This window comes from Roseicyclus persicicus (assembly GCF_012395815.1).
Taxonomy (GTDB): Bacteria; Pseudomonadota; Alphaproteobacteria; order Rhodobacterales; family Rhodobacteraceae; genus Roseicyclus; species Roseicyclus persicicus.
In genome coordinates, this window is sequence record NZ_JAAZQQ010000001.1 from 50,919 (window position 1) to 64,294 (window position 13,376).

At 70.9% G+C, this 13,376-nt stretch carries 17 protein-coding genes; 13 read left to right on the forward strand and 4 right to left on the reverse strand.

The window, feature by feature from the left end; translation table 11 throughout:
* Positions 1-30: 30 nt before the first annotated feature.
* The 8 genes from folK (at position 31) to acpS (ending at position 6,320) form a co-directional block, all read left to right on the forward strand.
* Positions 31-618, forward strand: a complete 588-nt coding sequence (folK, locus tag HCU73_RS00290; RefSeq protein WP_168621414.1) for a 2-amino-4-hydroxy-6-hydroxymethyldihydropteridine diphosphokinase — start codon at positions 31-33, stop codon at positions 616-618.
* A 76-nt stretch (positions 619-694) separates the two neighbouring features.
* The gene (gene rpoZ, locus HCU73_RS00295; RefSeq protein WP_168621415.1) at positions 695-1,048 is read left to right on the forward strand and encodes a DNA-directed RNA polymerase subunit omega; all 354 of its coding nucleotides are present in this window, start codon (positions 695-697) and stop codon (positions 1,046-1,048) included.
* Between the two features lie 31 nt (positions 1,049-1,079).
* Complete coding sequence (locus tag HCU73_RS00300) at positions 1,080-3,203, forward strand: RelA/SpoT family protein (protein ID WP_168621416.1); 2,124 nt, start codon at positions 1,080-1,082, stop codon at positions 3,201-3,203.
* An 84-nt stretch (positions 3,204-3,287) separates the two neighbouring features.
* A complete protein-coding gene (locus HCU73_RS00305; RefSeq protein WP_168621417.1) occupies positions 3,288-3,932 on the forward strand; it encodes a DUF2062 domain-containing protein in 645 nt (214 codons plus the stop codon).
* Between the two features lie 34 nt (positions 3,933-3,966).
* Complete coding sequence (locus HCU73_RS00310) at positions 3,967-4,710, forward strand: pyridoxine 5'-phosphate synthase (RefSeq protein WP_168621418.1); 744 nt, start codon at positions 3,967-3,969, stop codon at positions 4,708-4,710.
* Positions 4,707-5,327, forward strand: coding sequence for a LysE family translocator (locus HCU73_RS00315; protein ID WP_168621419.1), 621 nt, complete (start codon positions 4,707-4,709; stop codon positions 5,325-5,327). Before HCU73_RS00310 ends, HCU73_RS00315 begins: the two co-directional genes overlap by 4 nt.
* 97 nt (positions 5,328-5,424) lie before the next feature.
* Complete coding sequence (locus HCU73_RS00320) at positions 5,425-5,868, forward strand: hypothetical protein (protein ID WP_168621420.1); 444 nt, start codon at positions 5,425-5,427, stop codon at positions 5,866-5,868.
* On the forward strand, positions 5,865-6,320 hold the full coding sequence (gene acpS / locus HCU73_RS00325) for a holo-ACP synthase (protein ID WP_168621421.1): 456 nt from the start codon (positions 5,865-5,867) through the stop codon (positions 6,318-6,320). The genes HCU73_RS00320 and acpS overlap by 4 nt, the downstream gene beginning before the upstream one ends.
* 7 nt (positions 6,321-6,327) lie before the next feature.
* On the opposite strand, the gene HCU73_RS00330 is transcribed toward acpS, so the two are convergent.
* From HCU73_RS00330 to def (HCU73_RS00345), 4 genes are read right to left on the reverse strand one after another with little or no spacing between them, the layout of a single operon-like run.
* On the reverse strand, positions 6,328-6,597 hold the full coding sequence (locus HCU73_RS00330) for a hypothetical protein (RefSeq protein ID WP_168621422.1): 270 nt from the start codon (positions 6,595-6,597) through the stop codon (positions 6,328-6,330).
* Complete coding sequence (fmt, locus tag HCU73_RS00335) at positions 6,594-7,508, reverse strand: methionyl-tRNA formyltransferase (RefSeq protein ID WP_168621423.1); 915 nt, start codon at positions 7,506-7,508, stop codon at positions 6,594-6,596. Before fmt ends, HCU73_RS00330 begins: the two co-directional genes overlap by 4 nt.
* A complete protein-coding gene (gene def, locus HCU73_RS00340) occupies positions 7,508-7,984 on the reverse strand; it encodes a peptide deformylase (RefSeq protein ID WP_168622318.1) in 477 nt (158 codons plus the stop codon). The genes fmt and def (HCU73_RS00340) overlap by 1 nt, the downstream gene beginning before the upstream one ends.
* 23 nt (positions 7,985-8,007) lie before the next feature.
* Entirely contained in the window at positions 8,008-8,532 is a 525-nt protein-coding gene (gene def, locus HCU73_RS00345; RefSeq protein ID WP_168621424.1) for a peptide deformylase, read from the reverse strand.
* Positions 8,533-8,643: 111 nt separating this feature from the next.
* On the opposite strand from def (HCU73_RS00345), the gene HCU73_RS00350 reads away from it, so the two are divergent.
* The 5 genes from HCU73_RS00350 to HCU73_RS00370 all read left to right on the forward strand — a co-directional run bounded on the left by HCU73_RS00350 (position 8,644) and on the right by HCU73_RS00370 (position 13,317).
* Positions 8,644-9,816 carry a MalY/PatB family protein gene (locus HCU73_RS00350; RefSeq protein WP_168621425.1) on the forward strand — a complete coding sequence of 391 codons (1,173 nt, stop codon included), beginning with the start codon at positions 8,644-8,646 and terminating at the stop codon, positions 9,814-9,816.
* 163 nt (positions 9,817-9,979) lie between these two features.
* Complete coding sequence (locus tag HCU73_RS00355) at positions 9,980-10,939, forward strand: L-malyl-CoA/beta-methylmalyl-CoA lyase (protein ID WP_168621426.1); 960 nt, start codon at positions 9,980-9,982, stop codon at positions 10,937-10,939.
* 195 nt (positions 10,940-11,134) lie between these two features.
* Positions 11,135-11,743, forward strand: a complete 609-nt coding sequence (locus HCU73_RS00360) for a LytS/YhcK type 5TM receptor domain-containing protein (RefSeq protein WP_168621427.1) — start codon at positions 11,135-11,137, stop codon at positions 11,741-11,743.
* A gap of 78 nt (positions 11,744-11,821) precedes the next feature.
* Positions 11,822-12,787 (forward strand): acetyl-CoA carboxylase carboxyltransferase subunit alpha, encoded by a 966-nt coding sequence (locus HCU73_RS00365; protein ID WP_168621428.1) that lies wholly within the window; start codon positions 11,822-11,824, stop codon positions 12,785-12,787.
* Positions 12,784-13,317, forward strand: coding sequence for a CIA30 family protein (locus HCU73_RS00370; RefSeq protein WP_338051949.1), 534 nt, complete (start codon positions 12,784-12,786; stop codon positions 13,315-13,317). The genes HCU73_RS00365 and HCU73_RS00370 overlap by 4 nt, the downstream gene beginning before the upstream one ends.
* The last annotated feature ends 59 nt before the right edge of the window (positions 13,318-13,376 follow it).

A 13,376-nucleotide genomic window follows, 5' to 3' on the forward strand; every position in this document is an offset into this window, starting at 1 on the left:
TATGCCGGCCAGGGCGAGGGGAAAAAGGATATGGGGACCTATACGAAAGGAGTGGTCGCCTTCGGTGCGAATCTGCCCTCGGGCGACCTGCCCCCGGCCCGCAGCGTCGCCGCGGCGATGGATCTGCTGGAGGCGCGGGCGGGCGTTCCGCTGACGCGCAGCCGGCTTTACCGCACGCCGGCCTTTCCGCCCGGCGCCGGCCCCGACTTCGTGAACGCGGCCGCGGCGCTCGATTGGGCGGGGACGCCCGAGGACCTGCTGGCGCTCCTGCACGGGGTCGAGGCCGCCTTCGGGCGCACCCGCACGGCGCGCTGGGAGGCGCGGATCATGGATCTCGACCTGATCGCGCTGGGCGACACCGTGCTGCCCGACCGCGCGACGCAAGGCCAGTGGGCCGCGCTGCCCCCCGATGAGGCCGCCCGCGCGACGCCCGACCGCCTGATCCTGCCGCACCCGCGGCTGGCCGAGCGCGGTTTCGTGCTGGTGCCGGCGGCCGATGTCGCCCCCGAATGGCGCCACCCGGTGACCGGGCGCACGGTCGCCGAGATGGCCACCGCCCTGCCGGCGGCCGAGCGCGCGGCGATCCGCCCGCTCGATCCGGGCGACGGGGCGCCTTGACCCTTGTCTTTTCCCGGCCCCGCGCGTAGATGGTGCCTTTCTACGACCCCCGACCAAAGGCTGGAGGTGCCGATCCATGGCCCGCGTCACCGTTGAAGATTGCGTCGACAAGGTTCCGAACCGGTTCGAGCTTGTCATGCTTGCCGCGCATCGCGCGCGCGAGATCGCGTCCGGCGCGCCGCTGTCGATCGACCGCGACAACGACAAGAACCCCGTCGTCGCGCTGCGCGAGATCGCCGAGGAGACGCAGGGCGCCGACGACCTGCGCGAGCGGCTGATCGAAAGCCACCAGACCCAGATCGAGGTCGACGAGCCCGAAGAGGACGCCATGGCGCTCCTGCAGGGCGTCGAGGCCGATCGGCCGGTCCACGACGACATGAGCGAGGAGCAGATGCTGCGCGCGCTCATGGAAGCGCAAGGCCAACGCTAAGGGCCGCGCGGGGACACAGGGCGGACGGGGCATGATCGACGCCGACGACCTGATTTCCCTCGTTCGCAATTACAACCCCAAGACCAACGAGGCGCTCCTGCGGGGCGCCTACGCCTATGCGCAGCGGATGCACGAGGGCCAGAAGCGGCACTCGGGCGAGCCGTATTTCACGCATCCCGTCGCCGTCGCCGCGATCCTGACCGAGCAGCGGCTGGACGACGCCACCATCGCCACCGCGCTGCTGCACGACACCATCGAGGACACCAAGGGCACCTACACCGAGATCGCCCAGCTGTTCGGCCGCGACGTGGCCGAGCTGGTGGACGGGGTGACGAAGCTGACCAACCTCGAGCTGTCCAGCCGCGAATCGAAGCAGGCCGAGAACTTCCGCAAGCTCCTGATGGCGATGTCCAAGGACCTGCGGGTGATCCTCGTCAAGCTGGCCGACCGGCTGCACAACATGCGCACCATCCGCCACATGCCGCCCGAGAAGCAGGCCAAGAAGGCGCATGAGACGATGGACATCTACGCGCCGCTGGCCGGCCGGATGGGCATGCAGTGGATGCGCGAGGAGCTGGAGGATCTGGCTTTCCGCGTCCTGAACCCCGAGGCGCGCAATTCCATCATCCGCCGCTTCCTGACGCTGCAGAAGGAATCGGGCGACGTCATCCCCAAGATCACGGACGACATCGAGGCCGTGCTCGACCGCGCCGGGGTCAAGGCCGACGTGTTCGGCCGCGCCAAGAAGCCGTTCTCGATCTGGCGCAAGATGCAGGAAAAGGACCTGGCCTTCTCGCGCCTGTCCGACATCTACGGCTTCCGCGTGCTGACCGAGACCGAGGACGACTGCTACCGGGTGCTGGGCGCGATCCACCAGCGCTGGCGCGCCGTGCCGGGGCGGTTCAAGGACTACATCAGCCAGCCCAAGTCGAACGGCTACCGCTCGATCCACACCACCGTGTCGGGCCGCGACGGCAAGCGGGTCGAGGTGCAGATTCGCACCCGGCAGATGCATGACGTGGCGGAATCGGGCGTGGCCGCGCACTGGTCCTACCGCGACGGCGTGCGCTCCGAGAACCCCTTTGCCGTCGACCCGGCCAAGTGGCTGGAGACCCTGACCGAGCGCTTCGGCTCGGCCGAGGACAACGACGAGTTCCTCGAGCACGTCAAGCTCGAGATGTATTCCGACCAGGTGTTCTGCTTCTCGCCCAAGGGCGACGTGATCCAGCTGCCCAAGGGGGCGACGCCGATCGACTTCGCCTATTCGATCCACACCCGCATCGGGCATTCCTGCGTCGGCGCCAAGGTCGACGGGTTGCGCGTGCCGCTGTGGACGCGGCTCAAGAACGGCCAGTCGGTCGAGATCATCACCGCCGAGGGCCAGACCCCGCAGGCGACCTGGATCGACATCGCCGTGACCGGCCGCGCCAAGACCGCGATCCGGCGGATGCTGCGCGAGGAGGACCGCGAGCGGTTCATCAAGCTGGGCCGCGAACTGGCGCGCGTCGCCTTCGACAGCGTCGGCAAGAAGGCCACCGACAAGACGCTCGACACCGCCGCGCGGGCCATCGGGCTCAAGGACGGGGCCGAGATGCTGGCGCGCATCGGCTCGGCCGAGCTGTCGGCGCGGTCGGTGGTGGCGCGGCTCTACCCCGAGCTGGTCGCCACCTCGGAGGAGGCCCATGTCGAGGCCCGGCGCGCCGTCATCGGCCTGCCGCCCGGCGCCGAGATCCGCCGCGCGCAGTGCTGCCAGCCGGTGCCGGGCGAGCGGATCGTCGGCATCACCTACGCCGGCCACGGCCCGATCGTACACACCATCGACTGCCCGGCGCTGGCCGATTTCGACGAGCAGCCCGAGCGCTGGATCGATCTGCACTGGACGGACGGGCGCCACGCCCCAGTTCACAACGTGACCATCGACGTCACGATCTCGAACGAAAAAGGGGTGCTGGGGCGCATCTGCACATTGATCGGCGAACAGAACGCCAATATCTCGGACCTGCATTTCGTTGACAGGAAACCGGATTATTTCCGTTTGTTGATCGACGTGGATGTGCGTAACGCGGAACACCTGCACGCGGTCATGATGGCGGTGGACCTGGACAGCGGCGTGGCCAGCCTGCAGCGGTTCCGGTCGCTCGACCGGCGCCCCTGACGGCGCGCCCCGGGTCCGGGACAGGGAAGGGCCGGCCGGCGCCCGATTGGGTCCGGCGGGTCGGAAGGGAAAGGCAGGCTCGTCGTGGTCTTCAAGCGCCGCGATTCCCGATCGATCCCGCGCGTCGTGGCCGAGGCGTTCTGGCCGCGTGGCGGCTGGGTCCGTGCGGCGCATTACGTCAAGCACCGGATGCGCCGCCTGCCGGGCACCCCCGAGCAGATCGCGCGCGGCATCTTCGCCGGCGCCTTCACCGTGTTCACCCCGTTCTTCGGGCTGCATTTCGTGGTCGCGGGGCTCTTGGCGTGGGTGATGCGCGGCTCGATCCTCGCGGCGCTTCTGGCCACCTTCCTCGGCAACCCGCTGACCTATGTGCCGATCGCGCTGATCTCGCTGCAGGTGGGGCACTGGATGCTGGGCACCCAGATGCGCGGGTCGCTGGACGAGTCGGTGTTTTCCAAGTTCGGCGCGGCGGCCGGCGACCTGTGGCACAACTTCGTCGCCATGTTCACCCCCGAGACGGCGCATTGGGACGAGCTTTACCGGTTCCACCACGACGTGTTCTTCCCGTGGATGGTGGGGTCGATCATCCCCGGGCTGATCTGCGGTGCGGTCTGCTACTACCTGAGCGTGCCGGTGATCCGGGCCTATCAGAAACGGCGAACCGCCAGATTGAAAAAGAAGATGGAAAAGCTGCGCGATCAGGCTGGCGCGGCGGCGGTGAAACGCTAGGCTCCCGCCCCTGAACGGCACGGAGGGCCCCGCCATGGCAGAGCGTCTGAGACTCGGCGTCAACATCGACCACGTCGCCACGCTGCGCAACGCGCGCGGCGGCGCGTTGCCCGACCCGGTGCGCGCGGCCGTGATGGCCGAGCAGGCCGGCGCCGACGGCATCACCGCCCACCTGCGCGAAGACCGGCGCCACATCCGCGACGCCGACATCGGCGCGATCCTGGGCGCCATTTCCATTCCCCTGAACTTCGAGATGGCCGCGACCGCCGAGATGCAGGCCATCGCGCTGGCGCATCGCCCCCACGCCGCCTGCATCGTCCCCGAGCGCCGCGAGGAGCGCACGACCGAGGGCGGGCTCGAGGTCGCCGGCGACGAGGCGCGGCTGGCCGCCTACGTGGCGCCGCTGCGCGAGGCCGGCATCCGCGTGTCCATGTTCATCGCGGCCGACCCCGCCCAGATCGCCGCCTCGCACCGCATCGGCGCGCCGGTCATCGAGCTGCACACCGGGGCCTATTGCGACTTCCACGCCGAGGGCGACTTTGCCGCCCGCGACGCGGAGCTTGCCCGCCTGATCGACGGGGCCAAGCGCGCCGCCGACCTGGGCCTCGAGGTGCACATGGGCCACGGCCTCACCTACGACACGGTCGGCCCCATCGCCGCCCTGCCCGAGGTGCGCGAGCTGAACATCGGCCATTTCCTGATCGGCGAGGCGGTGTTCGTCGGGCTGTCCGAGGCCATCGCCACGATGCGCCGGGCGATGGACGCCGCCCGGGGATGACCGGGGCCGAGCTGGCGCTGGTCCTGACCGCCTGGGCGGTCGCGGCGGCGAGTCCCGGCCCCGCGACGCTGACCATCGCGTCGGCCGCGATGGGCGAGGGGCGGCGGCAGGGCGTCCTGACGGGCCTCGGCGTGCTGGGCGGGTCGGCCGCCTGGGGGCTGGCGGCGATGGGCGGCATGAGCGCGCTGATGCTGTCGCAGGGCTGGATCGTCGAGGCGCTGCGCTACGCGGGCGCGGCCTATCTCGGCTGGCTCGCGCTGAAATCCCTGCGCGCGGCGCTGCGCGCGTCGGCCGGCGCGATGCCCGCCCCGCGCCGGCGCGGCCTGCCACCGGTCTGGCGCGGGTTCCTCGTCCATCTGACGAACCCCAAGGCGATCTTTTCCTGGGGCGCGGTCTTTGCCGTGCTGGTCCCGCCGGGCGCGCCGATGGCCGATCTCCTGACGCTGTACCTGTCGCTCGGGGCCGTGTCGGGGGCGGTGTTCCTGGGCTACGGCGTCCTGTTCTCCACGGACCGCGTGGTGGCGGGGTATCGCCGGGCCGGGCGCTGGCTGGATGCGGCCTTCGCCGTCCTGTTCGGCGCGGCGGCGGTCAAGATCCTGACGGCGCGGCTGGGCTGAGCCGCCCTCGTGCGGCGGCGCCTCGCCGCCTTGCGATCCGCCCCGGAATCGGAGAGGGTCGCGCCGACCGACGTTCCGCCAGACCCGGAAAGACGTGATGCGCCTAGCCTCCACCCTGCTGATCGCGGGCCTTGCCGCCGCCGTGGCCGCGCCCCTCGCGGCGCAGGAGCTGCGCGACTGCAACCGCTGGGAGGCCAACGCGCAGAACCTGATGGACCCGCCCGAGGTGGCCGTGCGGCGCTTTGCCGAGGGGGCGATCCGGGTGATCGGCCTCGACACCGGCGAACCCGCCTGCTGCTCGGCGCACCTGATGGTGATGCACCCACTGCCGGGCGAGCCGTTCCCGGGCTGCACCCTGGTCTCGGACACCGGCGGCATGGGCTTTTCGGGCCTGCGGATGGAGGCGCTGACGGCGCGCTACGACCCCGCGGCGGGCCTGATCCTGACGGTGCCGGTGGGCGCCTACAATGGCATGGCCTCGGTGTTCCGCGACATGACGGTCACCGTGAACCAGGCGACCGGCGAGGTGACAGCGCGATGATCCTGGGCATCGGCACCGACCTTGCGAACATCGAGCGCATCCAGCGCGCGCTCGACCGGTTCGGCGACCGGTTCCGCGACCGGGTCTTTACCGTGACCGAGCGCAACCGCGCCGAGCGGATGAAGGACCCCGCCGCCGTCTACGCCAAGCGCTGGGCCGCCAAGGAGGCCTGTTCCAAGGCACTCGGCACCGGGCTGCGCATGGGCATCGCGTGGAAGGACATGGCGGTGTCGAACCTGCCGTCCGGGCAGCCGGTGATGCAGGTCACGGGCTGGGCCAAGGAGCGGCTGGAGCAGATGACGCCCGAGGGCTACACCGCGATCATCCACGTCAGCCTGACCGACGACCACCCCTGGGCCCATGCCTATGTGGTGATCGAGGCGCTGCCCGACGCCGAGGACGCGCAGCGCCCCCATGTGGGGCCGGTGTCGCGGCGGACGCCGCTGGCCTGACGGCGGCTCAGCGCCGGCGGCGGCGCTCGGTCCGGCGGCGGTTGGCGTATTCGGTGGGGATCAGGATCAGCGCCGCGGCAGAGCCGACGATGGCGGTGACGCCCGGCGAGCCGATGCTGATGCCGAACAGCGCCCGCAGGAAATAGAGGATCAGCACCGCCCCGAAGGCGATCAGGACCGACGGCACGATGCCGTTGTGGGTCCAGCCCCATTTCTCGAACAGGTAGGCGACGATCCCGGCCAGCATCAGCGACCCGAAGAACGAGAACAGGATCATTCCGTCACTCCCAACACCGTTCCGGGCGCAAGGCGCGCGCCCCTGAGATACGCCTCGGCCGGCATCCGCGGCTTGCCCTCGGGCTGGACCTCGGTGATCTCCACCGCGCCCTGCCCGCAGGCGACCGTGAGGCCCGCCAGCACCGTTCCCGGCGCGCCCGCGCCCTCGGCCAGCCGGCTGCGGATCAGCTTGACCCGCTTGCCGCCCGCCGTGGTCCAGGCCCCGGGGAGCGGCGACAGCCCCCGGATCTGCCTGTCGATATGGGGTGCGGGCCGCGTCCAGTCCACCCGCGCCTCGGCCTTGTCGATCTTTTCGGCGTAGGTCACGCCGGCGTCGGGCTGGGGCTCGGCCGTCAGGCTGTCGAGGCGGGCCAGCGCGTCAACGATGGCCGTGGCGCCGAGGGCCGACAGCCGGTCGTGCAGCTCGCCCGCGGTGTCCTCGGGGCCGATCGGCGTTTCGCGGCGCAGCAGCACGGGGCCGGTGTCGAGGCCGGCCTCCATCTGCATGATGCAGACGCCGGTCTCGGTGTCGCCGGCCATGATCGCGCGCTGGATCGGGGCCGCGCCGCGCCAGCGGGGCAGGAGGCTTGCGTGGATGTTGAGGCAGCCCTTTGCCGGGGCGTCGAGGATAGCCTGCGGCAGGATCAGGCCATAGGCGACGACGACGGCGACATCAGCGTTCAGGGCGGCGAAGTCGGCCTGTTCCTCAAGGGCGCGCAGGCTCTTCGGGTGCCGGACGGGCACCCTCATCGCGGCGGCGCGCTGGTGGACCGGGCTCGGCCGTTCCGCTTGCCCGCGGCCGGCGGGGCGGGGGGCGCGCGTATAGACGCAGACGATCTCGTGTCCCGCCGCCGCCAGCGCGTCGAGCACCGGCACCGAGAAGTCGGGCGTTCCCATGAACACGACGCGCATCAGGCCCGCACCTTGCCCGCGCGCTTCAGGAGCATGTCGCGCTTCATCTTCGACAGCCGGTCGACATACATCCGCCCGGCAAGGTGGTCGATCTGGTGCTGGACGCTCGTCGCCCAGAGCCCGGTGAACTCCTGCCGCACGCGGATGCCGTGGTGATCGGTGAAGGCCACCGTCACCCGTGCGGGCCGCGTGACCCTGGCCCAGACTCCCGGAAGGTTGGGGCTGGCTTCCTCGTGGTCGTTCGTCTCGTCCGAGGCCGCGATGACCTCCGGGTTCGCCATGCGGATCGCGCGGCCCCGCTCGTCCGAGGCATCCACCACCGCCAGCCGCAGCATCACGCCGATCTGCGGCGCGGCAAGGCCGACGCCCGGCATCGCGTCCATGGTCTCGATCATGTCGTCCCAGATCGCGCGGATCTCGTCGGTGATCGCGCCCACGTCGGCGGCGGGTGTCCTCAGCCGCCGGTCGGGCCACATCACGAAGTCGCGCCGGCGCCCGGTCACGCCTTTTCCCGCGCGCGGTCCTTCTTCAGCTTCACCATCTTGCGGGTGATCAGCTGGCGCCGGAGCGGCTTGAGGTAGTCGATGAACAGCACGCCGTTCAGGTGGTCGATCTCGTGCTGCACGCAGGTCGCCCAGAGGCCGGCGAAATCCTCCTGCTTCTCGGCGCCGTTGCGGTCGATCCAGCGCACCGTCACCTCGGCCGGGCGCTCCACGTCGGCGTAGATCTCGGGGATCGACAGGCAGCCTTCCTCGTAGGTGCTGATCTCGTCCGACTTGGCCACGATCTCGGGGTTGAACATGGCCAGCGGGCGGGGCGCCGCGCCCTCCTCCTTCACGCAGTCGAGCACGATCAGCCGGGCGTCCACGCCGATCTGCGGCGCGGCGAGGCCAATGCCCGGCGCGGCGTACATGGTTTCCAGCATGTCGTCGGCCAGCACGCGCAGATCGTCCGACAGGTCGGGGATCTGCGGCGCGACCTTCTTCAGCCGCGGGTCGGGGTGGATCAGGATCGGACGCTTCATGGCCCAGCATTTAGGCGAAGCGCGCGCGCCCCGCAACGCCCGGGCGCGCAAGGGTTGCGCCCGCCGCCCCACCGGCTAGCTTGGCCGCGGCAACACAGCAGGGGAGCGCCCATGTCCGTCTTCGACCAGATCATCGACCGCCGCGGCACGCATTGCGTGAAATGGGACATGATGGAGACGCTCTACGGCGTGTCGCCCGACGAGGGGCTGTCGATGTGGGTGGCCGACATGGAGTTCCGCCCGCCGGCCTGTGTGCAGGACGCGCTGCAGGCGATGCTCGACCACGGGATCTACGGCTATTTCGGCGACGACCGCGCCTACAAGGACGCGATCCGCTGGTGGATGCAGACGCGCCACGGCTGGGCGGTGGAACCCGACTGGATCTTCACCACCCACGGCCTCGTCAACGGCACGTCCATGTGCCTCGACGCCTTCACGCAGGAAGGCGACGGGGTGGTCCTGTTCACGCCGGTCTACCACGCCTTTGCCAAGGTGATCCGGGCGTCCAACCGCGACCTGGTGGAATGCGAGATGCCGATCGTCGATGGCCGCTACGTGCTCGACTTCGACGCCTGGGACGCGCAGATGAAGGGCCACGAAAAGATGCTGGTGCTGTGCTCGCCGCACAACCCCGGCGGGCGGGTCTGGACGAAGGCCGAGCTGGAGGGCGTGGCGGCCTTCGCCAAGCGGCACGACCTGATCCTCGTGTCGGACGAGATCCACCACGACCTCGTGCTGCCCGGCCAGACGCACACGCCGATGGCGCTGATCGAGGGCGTCGCCGACCGGCTCGTGATGATGACGGCGGCGACCAAGACCTTCAACATCGCGGGCGCCCATGTGGGCAACGTCATCATCGCCGACCCCGCGCTGCGGGTGCGGTTCGGGGCGCGGATGCTGGCGCTGGGGATGTCGCCCAACTCCTTCGGGCTGCACATGGTGACGGCGGCCTATTCGCCCGCGGGCGCGGCCTGGGTCGATGCGCTCTGCGCCTACCTCGCGGAAAACGCCCGGGTATTCGATGCGGGCATCGACGCGATCCCGGGGCTGCGCTCGATGCGCTTGCAGTCCACCTACCTCGCCTGGGTCGACTTCTCGGGCACCGGCATGGCGCGCGAGGAATTCACGGCCCGGGTGGAGCAGGGCGCCAAGATCGCCGTCAACTACGGCCCGACCTTCGGCAAGGGCGGCGACAGCTTCCTGCGCTTCAACATCGCCGCGCCCCGGTCGGTGGTCGAGGACGCGGTGGCCCGGATGCAGCGGGCGTTTTCCGACCTGCAGTGACCGGCCCCGCGGTGCGCCGTGAAGGCGCACCCTGCGCCTCGTGCCGTGCGGCCGACGGGCGGGCCTCGGCCCGCCGCCGCAGCGCAGCACTTGCATGCTGCGGCGCAATATCCTATCCCCCGGCACAGGCAACACGAAACATCCTTGCGCAAGGGACCGCATCATGAGCTTCCGCACCCAGCCCCCGCCCGTCGCCCGCCCGAACCGCTGCCAGCTTTTCGGCCCCGGCTCGCGCCCCGCGATCTTCGAGAAGATGGCGGCCAGCGACGCGGACGTGATCAACCTCGACCTCGAGGATTCGGTCGCGCCCAACGACAAGCCCGAGGCGCGCAGGAACGTCATCGCCGCCGTCTCGGGCGTCGACTGGGGCCGAAAGACCCTGTCCGTGCGGATCAACGGCCTCGACAGCCCATTCTGGTACCGCGACGTGGTGGACCTGATGGAACAGGCGGGCGACCGGCTCGACCTCATCATGATCCCCAAGGTGGGTTGCGCCGCCGACATCTACGCGGTCGACGCGCTGGTCAGTTCCATCGAGGCCGCCATGGGCCGCGGCCGCCGCATCGGCTTCGAGGTCATCATCGAAAGCGCCGCGGGCATTTCCCACGTCGAGGAGATCGCCGCCGCCTCGCCCCGGCTGCAGGCCATGAGCCTCGGCGCCGCCGATTTCGCGGCCTCGATGGGGATGCAGACCACCGGCATCGGGGGCACGCAGGAAAACTACTACATGCACCGCGAGGGCGCGAAATACTGGTCCGACCCCTGGCACTGGGCGCAGGCCGCCATCGTCGCCGCCTGCCGCACTCATGGTGTGCTGCCGGTCGACGGGCCGTTTGGCGATTTCTCGGACGACGAGGGGTTTCTGGCGCAGGCGCGGCGCTCGGCCACGCTGGGCATGGTCGGCAAATGGGCGATCCACCCCAAGCAGGTGGCGCTGGCCAATTCCGTCTTCACCCCGTCGGACGCCGCGGTGACCGAGGCGCGCGAGATCCTGGCCGCCATGGAAAAGGCCAAGGCCGAAGGGCAGGGCGCGACCGTCTACAAGGGGCGGCTGGTCGACATCGCGTCGATCAAGCAGGCCGAGGTGATCGTGAAACAGGCCGAGATGATCGCTGCGGGGTGATCCGGCAAGGGTCCGACGCGCAAGAGTTTTCTCAGGAACACGTCGGGGGCGGCCACGCAGGCCGCCCCCGCGGCCTGTCTCCGCCGCGCGTCCGGCCACCTCTCCCGTCTGCCGGCGCGCGACGCCGGAGGACCGCGTTAGCGTTGCCTTAAGTCTCTGCTGGCACTCTGCGGACCCGAAGCCGCGGAGTGCATGATGTGGGTCGACCCTGAGCTTGTGCTGGATTTCCTCAGCCCCCTGGCCGTGATCGCGATCCTGGCCTGGGTATACGGGCCGGTGCGGCACCGGCTGGCCGGGGCGGCCGTGGCGCCGATCCTGATGGGCCTTGCCTTCGGCCTCGTGGCGGTCCTGCAGATGCACGCGCCCTACCGGCCCGTGGGCGGTGTGCTGATCGACCTCGGCGCGGTGCCGGTCGCGCTGGCGGGCGCCTTCCTCGGGCGGCGGGGGCTGGCGGCCTGCCTCGCGGTGGCGCTGGCCGCGCGGGTGCCCCTGGGCGGCATCGGGCTGGCCCCGGACCTCGCGGGCCTTGTCTTCGCGGGGCTGGCGGGCTTTGCCTGGGACCGGGCGACCCGGGCGACCGTGCCGCGGGGGACGGGGCACCTGGTGATCCTCGCGCTCGCCATGTCCACCAGCCTGGTGCCCGGCCTGGCGCTGCCGGCGCCGCTGGCGGCCTGGTATCTGACCCACGCCGTGCCGATCCTGTTCCTGTTGCACCTTGTCTGCGTGCCGGCGCTCGCGACCCTGCTGGAACGCGAACGGCACCTGTCGCTTCTGGAGGCGGCGGCGCGCGCGCCGCCGCGCTGAACACTCGTGGCGAGTTGCATCCGGCGCCCGTCCCGGCCATATACCGGGCGGGTGCCGGAGTGACAGGATGCAGGGCCGATGACGACCACCTATCTCGACTTCGAGAAGCCGCTGGCCGAGATCGAAGGCAAGGCGGAGGAGTTGCGCGCGCTGGCGCGGCGGAACGCCGAGATGGACGTGGAGGCCGAGGCCGCCGCGCTCGACAAGAAGGCCGCGGACATGCTCCGCGACCTCTACAAGACGCTGACGCCCTGGCGCAAATGCCAGGTCGCGCGCCACCCCGACCGGCCGCATTGCCGCGACTACATCCGCGCGCTGTTCACCGACTACACGCCGCTGGCCGGCGACCGGAACTTCGCCGACGACCACGCGGTGATGGGCGGGCTGGCGCGGTTCGAGGACACGCCGGTCATGGTGATCGGCCACGAGAAGGGCCACGACACCCGCACCCGGATCGAGCGCAACTTCGGCATGGCGCGGCCCGAGGGCTACCGCAAGGCGGTGCGCCTGATGGACCTGGCCGACCGCTTCGGGCTGCCGGTGATCACGCTGGTCGACACGCCCGGCGCCTACCCCGGCAAGGGTGCCGAGGAACGCGGCCAGTCCGAGGCGATCGCGCGCTCGACCGAGAAATGCCTGCAGATCGGCGTGCCGCTGATCTCGATCATCATCGGCGAGGGCGGCTCGGGCGGGGCCGTGGCCTTCGCCACCGCCGACCGGCTGGCGATGCTGGAGCATTCGATCTACTCGGTCATCAGCCCCGAGGGCTGCGCCTCGATCCTGTGGAAGGACGCCGAGAAGATGCGCGAGGCCGCCGAGGCGCTGCGCCTGACCGCGCAGGACCTGCACAAGCTGGGCGTCTGCGACGTGGTGATCCGCGAGCCGCTGGGCGGCGCGCAGCGCGACCGGCAGGCGGCGATCGCCGAGGTGGGCCGGGCGATCTCGTCGATGCTGGCGGGGCTGAAGGGCGCGGACCGCAAGGCGCTGATCCGCGGACGCCGGCAGAAGTATCTCGACATGGGCGCCAAGGGGCTGGCCGCGTGATCACCCGGCGCGGGGTGCTCGTCGCTGCGCTCCTCGCCCCCGTCGCCGCCCGCGCGCAAGGGGCGCTGCCTGCCATGACACCGGCCGCCGATCTGGAGTGGAGCTACCTCGCCGACACGGTGATGGGCGGCGTTTCGCAAGGGGCGGCCCGGATCGAGGGCGGGGTGCTGCGGCTGACCGGGACGGTGTCGACGGCGAACCGGGGCGGTTTCATCCAGGCGCGGACGGCGCTGCCGGCCGGGTTGCCGGAGGGGACCACCGCGCTGCGGCTGCGGGTCAGGGGCAATGGCGAGCGGTATTTCGTGCACCTGCGCACCACGCGGACCCGGCTGCCCTGGCAGTATTACCAGCAGGGGTTTCCGACCGCGGCGGACTGGGCCGAGGTCGACCTGCCGCTGGCGGGGTTCACCGCCTCGGGGTCCCTGATGGCGGGCGCGATCCGGGCCGAGGAGGTGCGGTCGCTCGGCGTCGTGGCCTATGGGCGCGACCACGAGGCGGATGTCTCGGTGGCGGCGCTGGGGGCGGTCTGAGGGCGGCGAGCCGGTGGCGGGCCGAGGCCCGCCCTACGGTGCGTCAGGCGCCGTGGTGC

Bases quoted from the DNA above. Each gene is read 5' to 3' on its own strand.
- folK (WP_168621414.1), top strand. From the start codon at position 31: ATGGGGACCTATACGAAAGGAGTGGTCGCCTTCGGTGCGAATCTGCCC.
- rpoZ (WP_168621415.1), top strand. From the start codon at position 695: ATGGCCCGCGTCACCGTTGAAGATTGCGTCGACAAGGTTCCGAACCGG.
- HCU73_RS00300 (WP_168621416.1), top strand. From the start codon at position 1,080: ATGATCGACGCCGACGACCTGATTTCCCTCGTTCGCAATTACAACCCC.
- HCU73_RS00310 (WP_168621418.1), top strand. From the start codon at position 3,967: ATGGCAGAGCGTCTGAGACTCGGCGTCAACATCGACCACGTCGCCACG.
- HCU73_RS00315 (WP_168621419.1), top strand. From the start codon at position 4,707: ATGACCGGGGCCGAGCTGGCGCTGGTCCTGACCGCCTGGGCGGTCGCG.
- HCU73_RS00320 (WP_168621420.1), top strand. From the start codon at position 5,425: ATGCGCCTAGCCTCCACCCTGCTGATCGCGGGCCTTGCCGCCGCCGTG.
- acpS (WP_168621421.1), top strand. From the start codon at position 5,865: ATGATCCTGGGCATCGGCACCGACCTTGCGAACATCGAGCGCATCCAG.
- HCU73_RS00330 (WP_168621422.1), bottom strand. From the start codon at position 6,597: ATGATCCTGTTCTCGTTCTTCGGGTCGCTGATGCTGGCCGGGATCGTC.
- fmt (WP_168621423.1), bottom strand. From the start codon at position 7,508: ATGCGCGTCGTGTTCATGGGAACGCCCGACTTCTCGGTGCCGGTGCTC.
- def (WP_168622318.1), bottom strand. From the start codon at position 7,984: ATGTGGCCCGACCGGCGGCTGAGGACACCCGCCGCCGACGTGGGCGCG.
- def (WP_168621424.1), bottom strand. From the start codon at position 8,532: ATGAAGCGTCCGATCCTGATCCACCCCGACCCGCGGCTGAAGAAGGTC.
- HCU73_RS00350 (WP_168621425.1), top strand. From the start codon at position 8,644: ATGTCCGTCTTCGACCAGATCATCGACCGCCGCGGCACGCATTGCGTG.
- HCU73_RS00355 (WP_168621426.1), top strand. From the start codon at position 9,980: ATGAGCTTCCGCACCCAGCCCCCGCCCGTCGCCCGCCCGAACCGCTGC.
- HCU73_RS00360 (WP_168621427.1), top strand. From the start codon at position 11,135: ATGTGGGTCGACCCTGAGCTTGTGCTGGATTTCCTCAGCCCCCTGGCC.
- HCU73_RS00365 (WP_168621428.1), top strand. From the start codon at position 11,822: ATGACGACCACCTATCTCGACTTCGAGAAGCCGCTGGCCGAGATCGAA.